Origin of the sequence: Brumimicrobium oceani (assembly GCF_003143775.1) — a bacterium.
Lineage (GTDB): Bacteria > Bacteroidota > Bacteroidia > Flavobacteriales_D > Crocinitomicaceae > Brumimicrobium > Brumimicrobium oceani.
Genome location: NZ_QFRJ01000001.1, coordinates 465,606 through 484,614 on the forward strand (window position 1 = coordinate 465,606; position 19,009 = coordinate 484,614).

General features: G+C 35.7%; 19 protein-coding genes. 11 read left to right on the forward strand and 8 right to left on the reverse strand.

The genetic code is table 11. The features are described from left to right. The first annotated feature begins 51 nt into the window (after positions 1 to 51). The gene (locus tag DIT68_RS02030) at positions 52 to 273 is read left to right on the forward strand and encodes a hypothetical protein (protein ID WP_109358140.1); all 222 of its coding nucleotides are present in this window, start codon (positions 52 to 54) and stop codon (positions 271 to 273) included. Between the two features lie 217 nt (positions 274 to 490). Then, on the forward strand, positions 491 to 1,210 hold the full coding sequence (locus DIT68_RS02035; protein ID WP_233244137.1) for a YoaK family protein: 720 nt from the start codon (positions 491 to 493) through the stop codon (positions 1,208 to 1,210). A gap of 234 nt (positions 1,211 to 1,444) precedes the next feature. Here the strand turns inward: DIT68_RS02035 and DIT68_RS02040 are convergent, their stop codons facing one another. From DIT68_RS02040 to DIT68_RS02050, 4 genes are all read right to left on the reverse strand, one after another. Beyond that, the gene (locus DIT68_RS02040; RefSeq protein WP_109358142.1) at positions 1,445 to 1,921 is read right to left on the reverse strand and encodes a c-type cytochrome; all 477 of its coding nucleotides are present in this window, start codon (positions 1,919 to 1,921) and stop codon (positions 1,445 to 1,447) included. Positions 1,922 to 2,158: 237 nt separating this feature from the next. Then, on the reverse strand, positions 2,159 to 2,332 hold the full coding sequence (locus tag DIT68_RS16245) for a hypothetical protein (RefSeq protein WP_158276091.1): 174 nt from the start codon (positions 2,330 to 2,332) through the stop codon (positions 2,159 to 2,161). 31 nt (positions 2,333 to 2,363) lie between these two features. Continuing rightward, the gene (locus DIT68_RS02045) at positions 2,364 to 3,980 is read right to left on the reverse strand and encodes a S8 family serine peptidase (protein WP_109358143.1); all 1,617 of its coding nucleotides are present in this window, start codon (positions 3,978 to 3,980) and stop codon (positions 2,364 to 2,366) included. 56 nt (positions 3,981 to 4,036) lie between these two features. After that, positions 4,037 to 4,252, reverse strand: coding sequence for a hypothetical protein (locus DIT68_RS02050; RefSeq protein ID WP_109358144.1), 216 nt, complete (start codon positions 4,250 to 4,252; stop codon positions 4,037 to 4,039). A 457-nt stretch (positions 4,253 to 4,709) separates the two neighbouring features. On the opposite strand from DIT68_RS02050, the gene DIT68_RS02055 reads away from it, so the two are divergent. Continuing rightward, a complete protein-coding gene (locus DIT68_RS02055; protein WP_109358145.1) occupies positions 4,710 to 5,567 on the forward strand; it encodes an OmpA family protein in 858 nt (285 codons plus the stop codon). A gap of 212 nt (positions 5,568 to 5,779) precedes the next feature. On the opposite strand, the gene DIT68_RS02060 is transcribed toward DIT68_RS02055, so the two are convergent. Then, the gene (locus DIT68_RS02060) at positions 5,780 to 6,397 is read right to left on the reverse strand and encodes an NUDIX hydrolase (protein WP_109358146.1); all 618 of its coding nucleotides are present in this window, start codon (positions 6,395 to 6,397) and stop codon (positions 5,780 to 5,782) included. 8 nt (positions 6,398 to 6,405) lie between these two features. Between DIT68_RS02060 and pyrE the strand changes: the two genes are divergently transcribed. From pyrE to radC, 8 genes are all read left to right on the forward strand, one after another. Continuing rightward, positions 6,406 to 7,047 (forward strand): orotate phosphoribosyltransferase, encoded by a 642-nt coding sequence (gene pyrE / locus DIT68_RS02065; RefSeq protein ID WP_109358147.1) that lies wholly within the window; start codon positions 6,406 to 6,408, stop codon positions 7,045 to 7,047. A gap of 9 nt (positions 7,048 to 7,056) precedes the next feature. Then, a complete protein-coding gene (locus tag DIT68_RS02070) occupies positions 7,057 to 7,455 on the forward strand; it encodes a hypothetical protein (RefSeq protein ID WP_109358148.1) in 399 nt (132 codons plus the stop codon). Positions 7,456 to 7,564: 109 nt separating this feature from the next. Next, complete coding sequence (locus DIT68_RS02075) at positions 7,565 to 9,469, forward strand: polysaccharide biosynthesis protein (RefSeq protein WP_109358149.1); 1,905 nt, start codon at positions 7,565 to 7,567, stop codon at positions 9,467 to 9,469. Next, positions 9,466 to 9,867 carry an acyl-CoA thioesterase gene (locus tag DIT68_RS02080; RefSeq protein ID WP_109358150.1) on the forward strand — a complete coding sequence of 134 codons (402 nt, stop codon included), beginning with the start codon at positions 9,466 to 9,468 and terminating at the stop codon, positions 9,865 to 9,867. Before DIT68_RS02075 ends, DIT68_RS02080 begins: the two co-directional genes overlap by 4 nt. After that, positions 9,864 to 10,955, forward strand: a complete 1,092-nt coding sequence (locus DIT68_RS02085) for a toxin-antitoxin system YwqK family antitoxin (RefSeq protein WP_109358151.1) — start codon at positions 9,864 to 9,866, stop codon at positions 10,953 to 10,955. Before DIT68_RS02080 ends, DIT68_RS02085 begins: the two co-directional genes overlap by 4 nt. A gap of 24 nt (positions 10,956 to 10,979) precedes the next feature. Then, positions 10,980 to 11,738: an NYN domain-containing protein gene (locus DIT68_RS02090; RefSeq protein ID WP_109358152.1), complete on the forward strand. Its 759-nt coding sequence runs from the start codon at positions 10,980 to 10,982 to the stop codon at positions 11,736 to 11,738. Between the two features lie 260 nt (positions 11,739 to 11,998). Further along, positions 11,999 to 14,266, forward strand: a complete 2,268-nt coding sequence (locus DIT68_RS02095) for an aconitate hydratase (RefSeq protein WP_109358153.1) — start codon at positions 11,999 to 12,001, stop codon at positions 14,264 to 14,266. 277 nt (positions 14,267 to 14,543) lie between these two features. Then, positions 14,544 to 15,236 carry a RadC family protein gene (radC, locus tag DIT68_RS02105; protein ID WP_109358155.1) on the forward strand — a complete coding sequence of 231 codons (693 nt, stop codon included), beginning with the start codon at positions 14,544 to 14,546 and terminating at the stop codon, positions 15,234 to 15,236. A gap of 66 nt (positions 15,237 to 15,302) precedes the next feature. Here the strand turns inward: radC and ung are convergent, their stop codons facing one another. The 3 genes from ung to DIT68_RS02120 are packed head-to-tail and all read right to left on the reverse strand — an operon-like array spanning position 15,303 to position 18,726. Next, positions 15,303 to 15,983: a uracil-DNA glycosylase gene (ung, locus tag DIT68_RS02110; protein ID WP_109358156.1), complete on the reverse strand. Its 681-nt coding sequence runs from the start codon at positions 15,981 to 15,983 to the stop codon at positions 15,303 to 15,305. Further along, a complete protein-coding gene (locus DIT68_RS02115; protein WP_109358157.1) occupies positions 15,980 to 16,846 on the reverse strand; it encodes a diacylglycerol/lipid kinase family protein in 867 nt (288 codons plus the stop codon). Before DIT68_RS02115 ends, ung begins: the two co-directional genes overlap by 4 nt. After that, positions 16,843 to 18,726, reverse strand: a complete 1,884-nt coding sequence (locus tag DIT68_RS02120) for an LTA synthase family protein (protein WP_109358158.1) — start codon at positions 18,724 to 18,726, stop codon at positions 16,843 to 16,845. The genes DIT68_RS02115 and DIT68_RS02120 overlap by 4 nt, the downstream gene beginning before the upstream one ends. Positions 18,727 to 19,009 lie beyond the last annotated feature (283 nt).

Here is a 19,009-nt window from a genome sequence, read left to right on the forward strand (position 1 = left end):
ATCGAGGTTTCTCGATTAGTTTTTTATTAATATTAAAGATAAATATATATTATGGGTAGACCGCCAACAAGACCAGCAAAGCTAAAAGATGGTTTTTATATAGAAGTTAGAAACGAAGGATCTAAAGCAAATGGTATCAAAATTAGACGTGATACGAAAGAAGAAATGTTGATGGCTATTGAAGACTACAACAGAATTAAAGATGTTACTGTTTTAGGTGAGCTTAAAAATGACAAATGGGTCAACAAAAAAGAAGCGAAATCTAAAAAGTAAGCTCGAAATAACAAATAATACCTTTAAGCTTTCCAGTTCTGGAAAGCTTTTTTTATGCATTCCGTTTTAATATTACACGGTCCTGATTCAGATTCAATTGTTCTTGTAAATTATCTAGGATGATTTTCTGTCTGGGCGCTATTTAGATTAATTTTGTCCCTCATCGTCCACAAAAGTTTTATTTATAATGTATAGCCTTAAAAATAGGAGAGTAACCATGAAAGATAATTTACGATTAGCAATCGTATTGTCCTTTGTTGCTGGAATTGTAAATGTAACGGGCTTCCTATTTCTAAAACAACTTACGACCAACGTAACTGGACATTTCGCCTTGTTTATCAATGATGTTGCAAATTTAGAGTTTTGGCACGGAACAATTTATTTTTTATATATTTTCTCCTTTTTGTTCGGTTCATTTGCTTCTAGTTTTCTCATTGAATTTTTCCGAAATAACAATAGAATAAATGTTTATGTAATTCCTGTAATTATAGAATCTCTAATATTGATTTTTGTTGCCATCATAGCAAGCATTTACCTCACTACTTTTCCTGATTTAATTGCATGCCTACTTTTGTTTGCCATGGGACTTCAAAACTCCTATGTTACGAAAGTCTCTGATGCAGTGGTGCGTACAACGCATCTAACTGGATTATTCACTGATTTAGGGATAGAGCTTTCTTACCTCTTTTTTAAAAAGGAGTATCCCAACAGAAAAAAGATAAAAGCGTCGATACGCTTAAGGGTCTACATTATTTCGTTTTTCTTTCTTGGTGGATTATTGGGAGGATTTGCTTATTCAGAGCTAAATTTTGAAATGTACACCTTGATCTTGGCTGCGGTAATCCTTATCCTAAATCTTCTTTTTGATGGCATGAGAATCAAAGTAAAGAAATTAAGAAACTATAATTACAGGAGAAAAATTGCTTATAAAAAATAGCTTTTGTAATTGTCGACCATTCCTTAGCTTAAATTTAATCGATTTTCGCGGTTTTACAGAATTAACCTCTATTCAAAAATATTGAAATATACCTGTAGTCCAGTGTCATCCTTTCTAAATTTATTTCTCAATTTGCTGAAAATAGAAGTTTGTGAAGCTTCTGGTCAGCTATCCGCTCAATCTCATGTTTGATTAGCCATTTATTATTAAAGTATCGGCTGGAGATTAAAGGAGTTATTCCTTGCCGTGTTTCTCTTTAAAATAGGATTGAAACCATTTCGGAGCCTCGATTGGGTGATGGTAGATATATTTAGCTAGTTCTTTAATTTCATCTTTTGATAATGCAGTTTTTGGCATCAAACCAAAGCGTTTTATTGGGCCTTTCATTAATGCTTCTTCCTCCGAGGGCGAATCTATAAATTCGGTCATGTGCTCAACAAAGCTTTGCTCATCAGGGTATTGCTTCTTGTACCTGCGTTTTATCCCTGCAAGTGGTGGTGCTAAAATATCATCATGCGATTCTGTTTTGGGATTATGACAAGCATAGCAATTATTTCTCAAACTAATTAGTGCAATATCATCAGAGACTGTTGATGTGGTGATTTGTGGATTTGAATTTGCCTCTATTGCTTGTACAGTATCATTAGTATGATTACCGCAAGAAAGTAAAGTAAAAGTAGCGAGAGCTGCCATGAGTTGTAATAATTTCATGAATTATATTTTTGTTGTCGTTGATAAAAATAAGTAATTCTACTTTTTTTTTGAGCGACAAAAGTTACACAACAGGTGTTCAAGAATGACTCTAGCGAGCATATTATTTAAATCTGTTCTCTAACCAAAAAATACAAGGTAATTGTACGAAACTTTGAATCTCGGAGCTGCAATTACTTCATTTACAAGTATCACATCAAAATAAAGTCTAGTACTTCAATTTGGTTTTATCTTATCTCAAAATTTATCCCCAAGGACTCCACTAAAACTCATCCCATAATTATTGGAGTTAAAGGCTTCTAAAATAAGTCCTGATGCTACCTCCAAATGGTTGTTTTTTGCTTCTCTTTCTTGTGAAAATGCCAAAGTAGATAGGAAGAAAGCAAAAGCAAATAAAGAAATTCTATTCATGAGGTCTATTGATTTATGGATACTAATAAGCTTAATTTTCTATTTTCAAAAGTTGTTTATACTCTCCTTTTTCGGTTTTTATGCGTATAATGTAAATTCCCGAATCTAAATGAGAAACATTGAGCTTTACTTGCTGCTCAGAATAAAGGTTATTCATTCTAACTTTACCTAACAAATCTATTATTTGAATTTCGTAATTGTCCACATCCCAATCATTTGATATTTTCACGTTAAAATACCCTTTATTGGAAGGGTTGGGGTAGACCAATAAAGAGTTGCCTTGTCCAAAATTTTCCGTACTCACTTGGTTGGGAGAAATCCCATTAATCATCATAGAAAAATCTTGAAATCCATTTACCAAAGTATTTTTATGAGTTACTGTTACTGTATAGATTCCTGCAGGCAAACTATTGATATCAATTCGCTCAACGTTATCTCTAAAGTTATCTCCTTTCGTTGCTGCAAAATCAAAATTGTTGGAGGAGGAGTTAGGAGTCATTTTCCAAGGATAGTAGACTGCTGCACTTTTAGTAATTCTTACATCTAAATCATTTACCAACATTGGAGTCAAATTATCCAAAATGCCAGTGCTGACCGGTGTACCTTGGGGGTCTGTCCAAGCTATTGTAAGCGATAGAGGAGAGCTTCCATCTACTTCTATATCCGCAGTATAAGTGCTTCCGTTGGTTAAAGAAAGCTCATTTATTCTGGAGGTAATTCCGTGATTAGAAATCACCCCTGCCGCACGTTCAGCATTTATCAATCCCCAACCATGCTGAAAGTCTGGTCCATCGTTATCTCCTGCTTCATCTGTAGTTCCTAGTAGCAATGCTTTTACAGTCGCTGCTTTCATGTATACCGAATTCTGATTGTGATAATGCTCCTGTAATAGTGCTATTGCACCAGTAACGGAGGGAGTAGACATAGAGGTTCCGCTTTTAACTGTATAATCTGTGTCACTGTCATCGTCTGCGGAATATAGCGAAACACCGTTTGCCGTAAGGTCTGGTTTTATTCGCCAGTCATCTGTTGGTCCCCATGTACTAAACGCAGAATGGGTAATAGATTGCGGGCCTGTATAATTTAAAACATCGTTAATCGCACCAATCGTGAGCAGATTTTTGCAAGTTGCAACAGTATAAAGAAGGTCATAACCGTTGTCTCCCGTGTTTACGCCGTCATTCCTCGTGTTTCCTGCCGACTTACACAAAGTTAAGTAAGGAGCATTGAAAAGAATTTCATCCCATTCTGCGGCGTTTTCAGTGTAATGACCATAGAGTGGAATGTCACCGTTAGGATTTCCTGTGCTGTAGGAGTGATTGGACAAAAGGCCACCTAAAGCACCGAAACTGGCAATTTCAGCTTCATCATTGTTACTTCTTCTGGAAACTATTGTAGCGTTCGGAGCTGATCCCCGAGCATCCTGATCAATACCTTCACCAATCATAGTGCAAGCTGTGTGAGTTGAGTGACTGCTCACCGCTTCATTTTCGGCATGCGTGACTTTCCCTGCTAATTCTTGGTGCGTTGTTAAAGCGAGACCACCAGCTTCCCAATGTCCAATTTGAATTCCTAAACCACTTAAATCAAGACCGCTAGTTCCTCCAGTCCAAATCTTACTTACGCGACTTGATATTGCAGCATTCACATTGTCATCGGAATCATAAATCGGATTTCCCTTTTTATCAAATCCAGCTAAATATTCTATTTCATTTTTTTGTTTAAGATTTCTGTTGGAATCCCTTGCTCAATCGCCTTTTTTGAAAAACGTGCATATTGGCTGCTTTTTTTACTTGCGAATTCATTCAGTGCCTTTGTATTTGTTTGTTCAATAATTTGAGATCTGTCATTTTGATCTTGAGCTATTAGTTCTAATTGAATCAAAAATAACCAGCTTACTAAAATGAATACTTTTTTCATGGTAAATAGTGTTTTGTAGAATACTGTGAACGCAATTGTTTTGTAAATTTAAAAAATTATTCATTTCTAAACATCTTTTCGCTAGAACCATCGCTATATAGGTAAATTTGGACAGTATTCGATTTGATTTTGGTTTCTCTTCCTAAAAGATCAAGTACTTTAATGAGTTCTTTTTGCTTGTTATTTTCTGCAAGACAATCGATTAGTCACTTTCCCCAATCAATTATATATACCATCTGTCATTGCGCAAGAGTCAAACGGCAGAGGAGGTCTCAGGTTTCCGACTGAATCTTTTTTCGATTATCGTTTATTATTGATTTAGCTTCAAAGGCTTGATTTTTATTTAGTTGTTTTCGTTATAAAGAACTGGTATGATCGCCGTTAACCACAAAAAAATCTTTTAAAACCCAACTGTAGCTTGTTAAATGGAACATTTTTTGAATCTTTGTGATTAACCATGAAGAAGAAACTACTTTTAATACTGTTGATTGCTGCTTTTAACTCAATGGCACAAGATTTTACGGGAACCTGGTCTGGATTATTAATTTCTAACGGACAGGATGTTGAAAAAGCAGATGTTATTTATTTAACCATTGAGAAAAGTGGTGAACAATTAACAGGCTTATCTCGTATTGAATTATTGAATGATGTAGAATTTGCAGTCAAATCAATTGAAGGCCAGCAAAGTGGGAGTAAATTGACATTAACAGAAAAACTAGTGCGTCGTTCTTCAAATAGCAGAAAGTCTCCAATCTGCAAACTTAATTATGAACTGGAATACAACGATTCGACGGCTTACTTAATAGGAGAGTTTAAAAGCTCAGATTGTCGGAACATACAAGGAGAGGTACTTTTCTTTCGCTCCAATCATTTGGTTAATTTGGAAAAGGAGCCTAGCTCTACTCACATGTGGAAACACCGATTTTTGAAACTATATGCAAAAGGTTATCCCGCGCCAGAAGTAATGAAGATTGAGCAGCTAAATTTTAAATTCCAGCCTATTTTCTTTGATCATGATAAGTCTGAAATCAAAACTGAATTTTTTGATTATTTAAATAGAATGGCTAGAGTATTGGATGGTATTCATGATCTACGTGTTGAAATTACAGGGCACACGGATGCTGTTGGAACAGATCAGTATAACATAGGATTGTCGGAGCGCCGTGCCAAAGCAATTCGGGATTATTTCAAAAAACAAGGTATTGAAGCAGAAAAATTAGAAATCGATTTTAAAGGAAAGCGTCAACCTGTTGATACCAATAAAACAAAGGAGGGAAAGCAGAGGAATAGGCGAGTTGATTTCCGTTTCATCTAAATTTCTATTTGTAAAGAAATGAAATCGATGTGCCCCATGCTTTTTAAATAAGTCATGCCGTCATTTTCGTAGGGACTCGTCAGATTTAAAAAATGGAACGCGCCTAAAACTAAAACATACTAAATCATATCGAATAAATACCTAGACTAGAATCCAGTAACTGTTAGAATATTTTTTTTGATTTCATCCTGAAGAAAAGCAAAGGCGCTATATTATTTACTCTTAAAAGAAAACTCCTCCATCACTTCTAAAATACTGGCAAAAGTGTTCTTCTTAATAATGGATAAATCGTACTTGTTAAACCATTGAACCTCCGTAATTCCTTCTTCTGTTTGAGGCTCAACTTTTTCTTCCTTCGTTTCTAAGGTAAACCAATAAGTTTTTTTAATAAAGTGTTTGCCGTAAGCAAAATAGACATGATAAGTAGGGGAGAGTTCACTTGTAATTTTTAGGTTTTTCAAACCGCATTCTTCTTCAATTTCTCTAATTGCTCCTTCTTTTGGGTTTTCATCTTTTTCAATCTTGCCTTTTGGAATATCCCAAAGTCCATTTCTAAAAATGAATAAAAGCTTTTTGGTTTTAGTGTTTTGAACAATTCCCCCAGCGGCTTCAATCCATTCAAAATCGGCAAAAACTTCTTTTACTTGTTCAACAGGGTTAGGACTTTGAATAAATACTTCTTCTTTAACATTTAATCTTTCAATTTCTTTTAAAAAAGACTTATACTTGTTAATTGCAACCGTTGGAAAAAAATCTGATGAGATGTTGCTTTTAAAGAAAGAATCTTTTTGAAAGCAAATCGATAAATTATCGACAAAAACTTTATACATTTGCGAATATGATTAATGATATTGATAACGCTGCAAAGATAGCAGAATATTTATTGCAAATTAAGGCAATTAAGCTTCAACCTAAAGACCCATTTACATGGTCTTCTGGCTGGAAATCTCCAATTTATTGTGATAACCGAAAAACGCTTTCCTATCCTAAAATCCGTACGTTTATTCGTCAAGAATTCACCAAAACAGTTTTAGAAGAGTACGGTAAACCAGATATTATAGCTGGTGTTGCTACGGGTGGAATTGCAATGGGTGCGCTGGTAGCGCAAGAGTTGGGTGTTCCTTTCGTGTATGTTCGTTCATCGGCAAAAGGACATGGATTGGAAAATATGATTGAAGGTGATTACTCAACAGGTTCTAATGTAGTAGTCATTGAAGATTTAATTTCTACTGGAGGTAGCAGTTTGAAAGCTGTTGAGGCCTTACGTGCTGCGGAACTGAATGTAAAAGGAGTAATCGCAATTTTTAATTATGGTTTCGAGACTGCAACAAAGGCTTTTGAAGCGGCAAACTGTCAATTAAATGTACTGTCTAACTATGAGGTGATGGTAGATATTGCTTTAAAACAAGGTACAGTATCTGAAAAAGAAATGGGATCACTTCGTGAATGGCGTATTTCGCCAGATACATGGGGCAAATAATTATATAAAATGAAAATAGATAGCAATAAATCAATCGTTAATGCTCCAGTGGATAAAGTATTTGATTATTTAAAAAATACTGAAAATCTTGGTGAGTTATTACCGAAAAATGAGGTTAAAGATTTTAAAGGAAGTGCCACGGATTGTTCTTTTAAAGTTCAAGGAGGCATTACAATTTCTCTTGTTCAGAGTGATTTACACCCAAACAAGGCTATTCAGATGGTTTCTGGAGAAAAATCTCCATTTCCTTTTAAATTAACAGTTCATCTGGATGATGTGGACGGCAAAACTGAAGGGTATATCGCTTTTGATGGAGAGGTGAATGCATTTCTAAAAATGATGGTTAAAAAGCCATTAACAAACTTGTTCAATCACATGACAGGGGAGTTGAAGGAGGTATTTGCGTAAAATCATCCATAAGTTTCAAAACAAATATTTTAATACTGAGTCCTTTAATATAAGGCGAAACATTTGTTTGTCGCTCCTTAAAGGACTCAGTTATTAACGTATTAAACATATGAATAGAACTAAATTTACTGCTAGTATCTTGGATATTGACAATACACCACGATGGATTGTCATGCTCATGGACATACTTATTGCTCTGATAGCGCTAAGTATAGCTTATTTAGTTCGGTTTGACTTTTATGCTGACTACGAAACTGTTCTTGAGGAATGGAATATTCTAAAAGAAGTTTTATTGTTTGTAATACTTCTCAAGCCTGTCGTGTTTTATTTTTTCAAGATTCACAAGGGCATCGTAAGGCATACTTCATTAGAAGATGTAAAACGAATATTTTTTGCACTGCTCACCTACAGTCTAATCATTTCGGTGGTTAGCGCCATTCGTTTCTTTATTTTCGATCACAGGTTTATATTACCTACTTCGGTAATTATTGTGGAATTTTTGGCATCATTGCTATTAATGATTGGACTTCGTTTTACGATTAAAGTATTGTATTTCGAACTCAGTAAACCAAAAGATGAAGAGCGCAAGAACATTTTAATTTATGGTTCTGGTGTTTCTGGATTAATTACAAAGCGTACAATTGAAAAAGATCCAAAAATCCATTCTAAAATTATTGGTTTTCTTGACGACAATAAGAAATTAGAAGGCAATAGACTCGAAGGAACCTCTATTTTTTACTCAAAAAAATTAGCTTCAATAATCGACAAATACAAGGTTACAGAGTTGATTGTGGCGATTCAAAAACCTACAACAAAGAACATTACTGAAATTGTAGAGTTATGCTTGGAAAAAAATGTTGCTGTAAAACGTGTTCCTAGCTTTCAAAAATGGATTAATGGGGAATTTAGTTTAAATCAAATTCGTAAAATTAACATTGATGATTTATTGGGTAGAGACCCTATTAATCTAGAAGTAGAGGAGGTAAAAAAACAAATTAAAGGAAAAGTCATACTTATCACCGGAGCTGCAGGTTCTATTGGAAGTGGCATTGCACGTCAGGTAATCCATTATAAGCCAAAAAAGATGATCTTATTAGATCAATGGGAATCCGGTTTATATGATTTGCATAATGATTTAATAGCGAATAAGCTTTCTGATCATGTAGAGGTAGTTATTGGAAGTGTCTATGACTTAGATCGAATGAAAAATGTTTTTCAAAGTTTGAAGCCATCCATAGTTTTTCATGCTGCTGCCTATAAACATGTCCCTTTAATGGAAGATAATCCGTCTGAATCTATAAAGACGAACGTTTTAGGTACAAAAACTATAGTAGATTTAGCAGATGAGTATAAGGTAGAGAAAATGGTAATTATCTCAACGGATAAAGCCGTGAATCCCACTAATGTGATGGGTGCATCAAAGAGAATTGCTGAAATATACGCACAGAAAAAGAATGAAAAGTCGAATACCCTTTACGTAACCACTCGTTTTGGAAATGTTTTGGGTTCAAATGGTTCAGTAATTCCGCTGTTTAAAAGACAAATAGAGCAAGGCGGCCCTTTAACGGTAACGGATGAAAATGTTACCCGCTATTTTATGACTATTCCTGAAGCCTGTCAATTGGTTTTAGAAGCTGGAGCCATGGGAGACGGAGGAGAGATTTTTGTTTTCGATATGGGTAAACCTATTAAAATAATAGATCTTGCGAAGAAGATGATAAGGCTATCAGGCCTAGAATTAGACAAAGATATTGAAATCAAAATTTCGGGATTAAGGCCAGGGGAAAAACTATATGAAGAGCTTTTGGCAGATAAAGAGAATGCACTACCCACGCACCATAAGCAGATTCTAAGAGCCAGAAACTGCCCGTGCCCTGAAGGAGTAATAGCTGAGATTGAGAAATTAATTGTTTTATTTGAAAGTCAGAACAACGAAGCCATAGTGGCTCAAATGAAGCAAATAGTTCCAGAATTTGTAAGTAATAATTCAAAATATACAAAATTAGACAGATGATTAAACCAACGAAAATTCAAGTAAGGTTTGCCGATTGTGATATGATGGGCCACGTTAATAATGCAGTTTACCTTAGTTATTTCGAGCAGGCAAGAATGCACCATTTCGGACAATTGGTAGGAGCAGAATGGGATTATAAGAAACAAGGGACTTTACTTGTTAAAAACGAAGTAACTTACCTTAAACCAATTTTCTTGCATGATTTCCCTGAGATTTCATTACATTTAATCGAAATTGGAGAAAAAAGTTTCACTTTCGGATATAAAGTAACGGTGGAAGGAGAGGTGCGTACAACAGGATCTTCTAAATTAGTTTGCTTTGATTTCCGAACAAATTCAAGTGTTAAAGTTTTTCCTGAATTTATTGAAGCATTTAAACAACTCGAAGAAACAACATGATTAAAACATCACTTACATTTTTAATGATTATCATCTCCTCCTTATTATTTTCGCAAATTAATAATGTGAGAAGGGCTCCTTGCTTTAGCAAATCAGCTGAAAGACTTGGAAAAAAATATGTCAATTGGGAATGTAAAGACAATGATGATATTCTCGATTGTAATGAGAACCTAGAGGTCGACCCAGATTCTAAATTAATTCTTACCCGTAAAACAGGAAATCCTTATTCAGGAGATTGTGAAACCTGTCACATGAATGGTTTGAGAGAAAGATTGGTTAGTTTTTCAGGTGGAAAGGTGGATGGAATTGATACCACTTATTATGAGTCTGGTTGTCCGCAAGTAGTAAGAAATCATATCGTTGGTCAGGAGAATGGCCGATGGACTTTTTACAATGATACCAGTGGATTGGTGGCTTGGCATATCAATTACCTTAATGGCGAAAAGCATGGAGAGTCCATATTTTTCCGTCAATACAAAACAGGAACCGAAAAATATAAAATCACAATTGACAATGCAGATCGTTTTATTGAATATGCAGTTTATCAGAGCGATACATTTAAAATCGAGAATTATGCCAATGGTTTGTTGGATGGGTTAAAAACCGATTACTACCTTGACTCTAAGGTGAAAACTGAAATTAACTACAAACAAGGACTTTTTGATGGCGCATATGTAGAATACACTTACGAGGGAAATATACTGCAAGAACGCTTATATAATGAAGGCAAAAAGCATGGTGAATGGAAGTATTACTATAACGACGGGAATCTTCTAAAAACAGAAAATTGGGATAATGACGTCAAAGAAGGAGTTTTTAAATCTTTCTATATACAAGGACATATTCAATCTTTGAGTACCTATAGAAAAGGATTGAAACATGGAGAATTTATGGAGCGTTTTCCGGATGATAAGCTCAAGCTGCAAGCTTTTTATAAAAAGGGTGAGTTAATAGAAAAGCATGTATTTGACAAATACGGCAACGAGATAGAGACCTTTGGAGGTGAAAACGCTAAAAATAAATTGGAGGATGATGAAATTCCAAGCGGAAAAAACAAGAAATGGTGGCAATTCTGGAAAAAAGGATAAGCATTTCTAATCAAATTAAATTAAATGAATAAAGATTCAAATTTAGCCGTCTTAATAGATGGCGACAACATACCTAGCCGATACATCAAAGAAATGATGGAGGAAATTGCAAAATACGGAACTCCATCAATTAAAAGAATTTATGGTGATTGGACGAAACCACACTTGTCCAAATGGAAAAGTATTTTATTAGAAAATGCTATTCAACCCATTCAGCAATATGGATATACGCAAGGTAAAAATGCAACAGATTCTGCGATGATTATCGACGCTATGGATATTTTATACGGGGGTAAAACGGATGGCTTTTGTATAGTTTCCTCAGATTCAGATTTTACAAGATTAGCAACAAGGTTGAGAGAGTCAAGTCAATATGTGATTGGAATAGGGGAGAAGAAAACGCCTGAGCCTTTTATAGTGGCATGCGATAAATTCATCTACCTAGAAATTCTAAAAGCGGACGAAGTAGATGAGAAAGACGATAAAAAAGGGAAGGGAAAATCGAAATCAAAGACCAAGAAAACGGTACAAAATATTACGCCTACGGTCACTCGTCTCATCAGACAAACCATTTACGATTGTGCAGACGATGATGGTTGGGCATTTTTAGGAGATGTTGGTTCTTTAATTAACAAAAAGCAACCTAATTTTGACCCAAGAAATTTTGGTTTCTACAAGCTAACACCTTTAATTAACTCTATTGGAACTATAGAAGTTGAAGAGCGTCAAGCTCCAAACAGTAGATCAAAACATATTTTCGTTAAAAATATTCCAAGCAGTTAGTCCTTTTAGTAGCGCTTTCAGTTGGCGAATCGTGTGTCAAAATACAAAACGCTTTCCCTAGTTTCAGGACTTGTTCCTTTCTGTTCAAGCAGAAGATTTCAAGACAAACAGAGCCTTGATCTATTTCGTTAAGTATTTTGATTGCGTATAAATAAGTATAGTTTAAGATAAAAGCTTTTCTTAGCTTGCTATTGAAGGTGTATTTTGCTATATTCGCCATGCTTAAAAAAATTAAATTTTAAATACAAAATAAATATATTATGGCCTTTGATATTGATATGATTAAAGCCGTTTATGAGCGATACCCAGAACGTATTGCTGCGGCACGAAAAGTAGTGAACAAGCCTTTGACCTTGTCAGAGAAAATTCTCTACACTCACCTTTGGGATGGTGCTGCAGATACGGAGTTCAAGCGTGGTGGTTCATACGTAGATTTTGCTCCAGATAGAGTAGCAATGCAAGATGCTACCGCACAAATGGCTTTGTTGCAATTTATGCAAGCGGGGAAAGATAAGGTAGCCGTTCCTTCTACCGCACACGCAGATCACCTTATTCAAGCAAAATTAGGAGCTGATAAAGATTTACAAGAAAGTTTAAATAAAAATAACGAAGTATTTAACTTCCTAAGTTCAGTTTGTAATAAATATGGAATTGGATTTTGGAAGCCTGGTGCAGGTATTATTCACCAAGTAGTTTTAGAAAATTATGCATTTCCTGGTGGAATGATGATTGGAACCGACTCTCACACAGTAAATGCTGGTGGATTAGGAATGGTTGCTATTGGTGTTGGTGGTGCTGATGCAGTAGATGTTATGGCCGGAATGCCTTGGGAACTTAAATTTCCAAAATTAATTGGAGTTAAATTAACAGGTAAATTGAGCGGATGGACAGCGTCTAAAGATGTTATTCTAAAAGTGGCTGGAATCTTAACAGTGAAAGGAGGAACAGGTTGTATCGTTGAATATTTCGGAGAAGGTGCAAAATCTCTTTCTGCAACTGGAAAAGGAACAATCTGTAACATGGGAGCTGAAATTGGAGCAACAACTTCAACTTTCGGTTATGATGATTCTATGCGCCGTTACCTTAAAGCAACAGATCGTGCAGATGTTGTTGAGTTAGCAGATAAAGTAGCAGATCACTTAACTGGTGACCCAGAAGTTTATGCTGAACCAGAAAAATACTTCGACCAAGTAATTGAAATTAACTTGAGCGAATTAATGCCTCATGTGAATGGACCTTTTACTCCGGATTTAGCAACGCCTATCGATAAATTGGGTGAAGTCGCAAAAAAAGAAGGATGGCCTTTAGATATTGAATGGGGACTGATTGGTTCATGTACCAACTCTTCTTATGAAGATTTAACGCGTGCAGCTTCAATTGCAAAGCAAGCGGTAGATAAAAAATTGAAAACAAAATCTGATTTCGGAATTAATCCTGGATCTGAGCAAGTACGCTTTACCGCAGAACGTGACGGCTTATTGGGCGTATTCGAAGATTTAGATGCAACAATATTTACAAATGCTTGTGGACCTTGTATTGGACAGTGGGACAGAGCAGGAGCTGATAAGCAAGAGAAAAATACAATCATTCATTCTTTCAATAGAAACTTCTCGAAACGTGCGGACGGAAATCCAAATACCCACGCTTTCGTAACATCACCTGAGTTGGTGGCTGCAATGGCAATTGCTGGTCGTTTGGACTTTAATCCACTAACGGATACATTAACAAACGAAGATGGAGAACAAATTAAATTGGATCCTCCAACAGGAACTGAATTGCCAGAAAAAGGATTTGATGTTGAAGATAACGGATACCAAGAACCTGCAAAAGATGGTAGTGGTATTGAGGTAGTTGTAAAACCAGATTCTGAGCGTTTACAATTATTGACGCCTTTTAAAGAGTGGGATGGTAAGAATATCTCAGGAATGAGACTGTTAATTAAAGCATTTGGAAAATGTACAACTGACCATATTTCTATGGCTGGACCTTGGTTACGTTACCGTGGGCACCTAGATAATATCTCAAATAACTGTTTAATCGGTGCGGTTAACGCATTCGGAAAAGCAACAAATGAAGTCGTAAACCAACTAACGGGTGAAAAAGGTGAAGTTCCTGCTACGGCTCGTGCATACAAAGCTGCTGGAATTCCATCAATTGTTGTTGGAGATCATAATTATGGTGAAGGATCTTCACGTGAACACGCGGCAATGGAACCTCGTCACTTAGGGGTTATTGCAGTAATAGTTAAATCTTTTGCGCGTATTCATGAAACTAACCTAAAGAAACAAGGAATGCTAGGTTTGACTTTCGCAAATGAAGCGGATTACGAAAAAATCAAAGAAGATGATACTTTCAATTTCCTAGATTTAGATCAATTCGCTCCAGACAAGCAGATTACCTTAGAGCTTGTTCATGCTGATGGCTCAAAAGAGGACATCAAGTTGAATCACACCTACAATTCTCAGCAAATTGCGTGGTTTAAGGCGGGAAGTGCTTTGAACTTGATTAGAGAGAAAGCAAACGCATAATAGTTTAATTAGAATTATATTTAAAATGCTGTTCCAATTTGGAGCAGCATTTTTTTGTAGGCTTGCCCAATTTGGGCATGCCTACAAAAACAATTTGGGCATGCCTACAAAAACAATTTGGGCATGCCTACAAAAACAATTTGGGCATGCCTACAAAAAAAAAATTGGGCATGCCTACAAATAAAATTTGGGTATTCCCAATAAAAAACATCACCAACCATTGTGTATTTCAACTATTTCACTATCTTAATTCTAATAATAACCTAAATTAAGATAAATGTATAAGAATACCACCACAATTAAATCATGGGCAGAAGAGGACAGACCACGCGAAAAACTTCAACATAAAGGCAGAAACTCCTTAACGAATGCGGAGTTATTGGCTATCGTTTTGGGTTCAGGAACACGAAAAAAATCAGCTGTTGAATTAGCAAAAGAAATCCTAACCGCAAATAAGGATAATCTCTATCATCTGGGTAAAATGAACCAGGCAGAACTTATGAAGTTTTCTGGAGTAGGCGAAGCAAAAGCAATTAGCGTTATCGCGGTGATGGAATTGGGACGAAGAAGAGCAGAAACTGAAGTTCCCATAAATCCCAAAGTTGGACACGCAAGTGATGTGTATAAGTTCATTAAGCAGGACTTTATGGACCTAGACCATGAACAATTCAGGGTAATTGGACTGTCGAGAAGCAACAGAATAATAGGCAACAAACTTGTTTCTCAAGGAGGTCGCTCTGGAACAGTGGCAGATGGTAAACTTATTTTTAAAGAACTTCTCGATATGAAAGCTTCTTCCTGCATTCTCGCTCATAATCACCCATCTGGCAGGTTAATCCCCAGCAAGCAAGACATAAATTTAACCAGAAATTTTATTGAATTCGGAAAACTTATAGATATGCCAGTGTTAGATCACTTAATCGTTTGTGATAATGGCTATTATAGCTTTGTAGAGAATGGTAGAATCTGAAAAATGAAGCACTGATAAAAATGTAAAATAGGAATATTAGAAGCAGGAAAATGATAATCGTCCCTATCATTTTACTTGCTTCTCCCAATTAATAGTTTCTTTTCCATTTTTTTTCAAGATTTCGTTTGTTTGACTAAAATGCTTATTTCCAAACCAATAACCTCTATTAGCACTTAATGGCGAAGGATGACCGCTGGTAAGAATAAAATGCTTGCTGGCGTCAATTAGTTTTGCTTTCTTTTTTGCAAATCCACCCCACAAAAGAAAAATCACATTCTCCTTTTCTTTTGAAATGACTTGAATCACTTTGTCTGTAAATTGCTCCCAACCTATTCCTTGGTGCGAAGCTGCTTCATGAGCTTTAACAGTTAGAGTAGCGTTCAGTAACAAAACGCCTTGCTTTGCCCAATGAGATAGATCTCCATTGTTAGGAAATGCAATTCCCAAGTCTTGATTTAACTCTTTGAAAATGTTGATTAATGACGGTGGAGGGGTAACATCCCTATTCACAGAAAAGCACAGACCATTCGCTTGACCATTGCCATGATATGGGTCTTGTCCGATAATTACCACTTTCACTTCATCAAAAGGAGTGAAATTGAAACCAGCAAATATTTCTTCTCTTTTTGGGTAACAGGTACATTGTTCGTATTCTTTTGAAATTTCAGTTTCTAATGCTTTAAAATAATCTTTGGAAATCTCTTCACTCAAAACCCGTTCCCAAGATGGTTCTAATTTTGCTATCATACGACTACAGATAATGATGCAGGCTTACACTTTAATTGGATAGATAAATCCTTTAAATTGACAGGCTCTCCATCAATGTGGGCTGCATTGTTTTTTACTTTAATTTGAGCCTCACTCGTTTGAATGAGCGTTACATATTTGGATTTATGAACTGTTCCGCGAACAGAAGCGAGCAGTAAACCGATAAAAGCCATGGTAGGAGGCAATTCAACTATCACTATTTCAAATTGTCCATCTTTCATATTGGTTTCTGGCGATATATAAAATCCGTTTCCAAATTGAGAAGTATTAGCAACACTGCAAAACAGCAAATTTTTATATTCATCTTTGTCATTTAGAACCACACTTATTGCTTCATAATTTCTAAACTCTTTCAGCACCAATTTTATGTAGCTCAGAAACCCACGGGTATGATATTCATCAAATCTTTTTGCAATTAAAGCATCAAATCCAAATCCAGAAACCCCAATTCCTTTTCTATCATTAATGGTAACTGTATCCACAAAATCAAACTGCTGTTCATTGATGCGCTGAATTACTTTTTTTAATTTCAGCGACAAGCCCAAATGACGAGCTATACCATTTCCTGAACCAGTGGGCAAGATAGCTAAGGAAGTATTCGTGCCCACTAGAGCTGTGCCTGCCTCATTTACAGATCCATCTCCACCCGCAATGCATACGATATTTACACCCTCATCTGCAGCTGTTTTACTGAGTGCTCTGGCATGACCTCTGTGTTCGGTAAAAACAATGTCATGGGTGAAAACCTTGTGATCCAAGTACTTCTGAATCAATTTTGGTAAAATATTCTTTTTACCAATACCCGAAATCGGATTAATTATAAAACGAATACTCTTTTTCATTTCAATTTCATCGTATTGTGAATCAAGTCGTTGTTGTAACGCTGAATAATTCCTTTTAACTGTTCGGTCATCTCTTTTTCAACTGCGGGATAAAACGACAGTGAATCTTTCATCATGAGTGTATCCGTCTTGTAGTTATATAGGCCAGTAGCTTTATCATGAACAAAGTTTAGCATGTAGTCACCTTTAAACAACATGTGTGAATTGGCAATATAATTTATTGAAAAGGCTTCGTTTTGGTTAGATAAATAGGAGTTTCCGAAAGTATAAACATCTTTTGAATACCCTACTAAATCTAGAAGACTAGGCATAATATCTATCTGATTAAACAATTGACTATTCACCCGTGGTTTAATTTGACCTTGAGGATCAAAAAATGCAATAGGTATTTGATACATTCCTATTCTCCTATTGTATCGCATAGTTGTTCCTGCTGGCGTATGGTCTGCACAAATCACAAACACAGTATTCTCATACCAGTCTTGTTTTTTTGCTTCTTCAAAAAACAAACGTAAACTCATGTCTGCATAAGCAATAGATTTACCCATTGGATGTTTTCCTGTTGGCAAATTATTCCTGTGTTCTTCAGGAACGAAGTAGGGGTGATGGGAAGACAATGTAAACAATCCAGCCATAAATGGCTCTTTCAATTCTTGGGTAATAGATTTCGCTGTCCAAGGCATGAAATATTCATCTAAAACTCCCCAAGTTTCATCGGTATGTTTCTCATTGTCAAATTCTTTCCTGCCAAAATAATGATCAAATCCCAAATGCGCTGTAAACACATCAAATTTCATCGATCCATTTGTTGCTCCATGATAGAAAGCAGAGGAATAGCCTTTTTCTTTCAAAAGTTGGGGGAATGCTGTAATCGCATTCGTTCCGTAAGCCGAAGAAATATAGGGGTTGTCGAGTAGACTTGGTATACCCGCGAAAATAGCAGGAACAGCTTCTATGGATTTCTTCCCATTCGCAAAAGCATTGTCAAAATAAAGGGATTGATCCAATAATGAATCCAAGAATGGCGTGAATTCCTTTCCTGTTTTTTTTCCAATCCATTCATTCCCGAAACTTTCTAGAATAATCACCATTATATTTACATCCTTTCGCAATTGATGCTCTTTGCTTCCTTTGTGAATCGGGGCGTATATTTTTTCACTGTTTTCCTCAAAGAAATTTTGTTCCGTTAGTGAAGATTTACCTATCGTCTTTATTATGGACAATGGTGTGTTGGCAACAAGTGCCGTTTTATCAGGGTTTGTTAATTGAGATGCTGTTAGCATATCTGCGGGTCTGTAAGCCAATCCGCCACGACCAATAATGAATAGTAACGCAAACACAACAAGGAAATTAAGAATATCCACATAAACATTTCCCACTTTATTCCCGTAATTGATCGTCTTGTTGTAGAGCCAATTGCTAATAATAATCATTAAAATATAAATTAGAATTAACCACCAAAAATCAATCATAAAAGTCACGAATAATTGATTGATGTCATTTCCAGTAGAAACCATGGAAAACAAATCAGCGGTGCTTCGTTTTGCGGTAAACTTAAAATACTCAACATCCACTAGATTGAAGCCGATGATCACGGAGTTTGTAATGTGAAAAATCGTTTTTAGAAAAGTTTGATAGCCTTTTTTCTGATAAATTGGAAAAGGCAATAGAGAAAATATGTAAAATGGAATAGCGTACATTCCTATGGTTATTGCATCCATCCAAATTCCCACTAGAAAATCGTAGAACTTAACCCCAGTAAATGCATCAGAATTTACAATGAAAAAGATAATTCTAGACAAACTCATCATCAGCAAAATGATTCCTAATCTCTTAAGAAGCTGTATATTCTTTGTCAAAAACAATGCTTTGTTATTCATTTATAAAGAAAGTTACTGTTTTTCTTTGGCTCTAAACTACTAAAATAGGGTGAAGAGCCAGTCGAATTATCACAAAATTAACGAATGATTTGAATTAGTTGCTAACTCTTTTATACTTAATCGAAGACTTATTTTTTTCGCAGATTGTCCTGACTTTAACCAGATTCGAATATCTGTATTTTCGTGCCTCACCTGTGGACTCGCGATGTGGCTGAAAACCATTGTTTCATATTGGGCCAAATCATTTATTGTTGAGCAACTAATTTAAACAACAGTAAGATTT

Bases quoted from the DNA above. Each gene is read 5' to 3' on its own strand.
- DIT68_RS02075 (WP_109358149.1), top strand. From the start codon at position 7,565: ATGAATAGAACTAAATTTACTGCTAGTATCTTGGATATTGACAATACA.
- ung (WP_109358156.1), bottom strand. From the start codon at position 15,983: ATGATAGCAAAATTAGAACCATCTTGGGAACGGGTTTTGAGTGAAGAG.
- DIT68_RS02080 (WP_109358150.1), top strand. From the start codon at position 9,466: ATGATTAAACCAACGAAAATTCAAGTAAGGTTTGCCGATTGTGATATG.
- radC (WP_109358155.1), top strand. From the start codon at position 14,544: ATGTATAAGAATACCACCACAATTAAATCATGGGCAGAAGAGGACAGA.
- DIT68_RS02120 (WP_109358158.1), bottom strand. From the start codon at position 18,726: ATGAATAACAAAGCATTGTTTTTGACAAAGAATATACAGCTTCTTAAG.
- DIT68_RS02090 (WP_109358152.1), top strand. From the start codon at position 10,980: ATGAATAAAGATTCAAATTTAGCCGTCTTAATAGATGGCGACAACATA.
- DIT68_RS02060 (WP_109358146.1), bottom strand. From the start codon at position 6,397: ATGTATAAAGTTTTTGTCGATAATTTATCGATTTGCTTTCAAAAAGAT.
- DIT68_RS02115 (WP_109358157.1), bottom strand. From the start codon at position 16,846: ATGAAAAAGAGTATTCGTTTTATAATTAATCCGATTTCGGGTATTGGT.
- DIT68_RS02035 (WP_233244137.1), top strand. From the start codon at position 491: ATGAAAGATAATTTACGATTAGCAATCGTATTGTCCTTTGTTGCTGGA.
- DIT68_RS02095 (WP_109358153.1), top strand. From the start codon at position 11,999: ATGGCCTTTGATATTGATATGATTAAAGCCGTTTATGAGCGATACCCA.
- DIT68_RS02030 (WP_109358140.1), top strand. From the start codon at position 52: ATGGGTAGACCGCCAACAAGACCAGCAAAGCTAAAAGATGGTTTTTAT.
- DIT68_RS02085 (WP_109358151.1), top strand. From the start codon at position 9,864: ATGATTAAAACATCACTTACATTTTTAATGATTATCATCTCCTCCTTA.
- DIT68_RS02070 (WP_109358148.1), top strand. From the start codon at position 7,057: ATGAAAATAGATAGCAATAAATCAATCGTTAATGCTCCAGTGGATAAA.
- DIT68_RS16245 (WP_158276091.1), bottom strand. From the start codon at position 2,332: ATGAATAGAATTTCTTTATTTGCTTTTGCTTTCTTCCTATCTACTTTG.
- DIT68_RS02040 (WP_109358142.1), bottom strand. From the start codon at position 1,921: ATGAAATTATTACAACTCATGGCAGCTCTCGCTACTTTTACTTTACTT.
- DIT68_RS02050 (WP_109358144.1), bottom strand. From the start codon at position 4,252: ATGAAAAAAGTATTCATTTTAGTAAGCTGGTTATTTTTGATTCAATTA.
- pyrE (WP_109358147.1), top strand. From the start codon at position 6,406: ATGATTAATGATATTGATAACGCTGCAAAGATAGCAGAATATTTATTG.
- DIT68_RS02055 (WP_109358145.1), top strand. From the start codon at position 4,710: ATGAAGAAGAAACTACTTTTAATACTGTTGATTGCTGCTTTTAACTCA.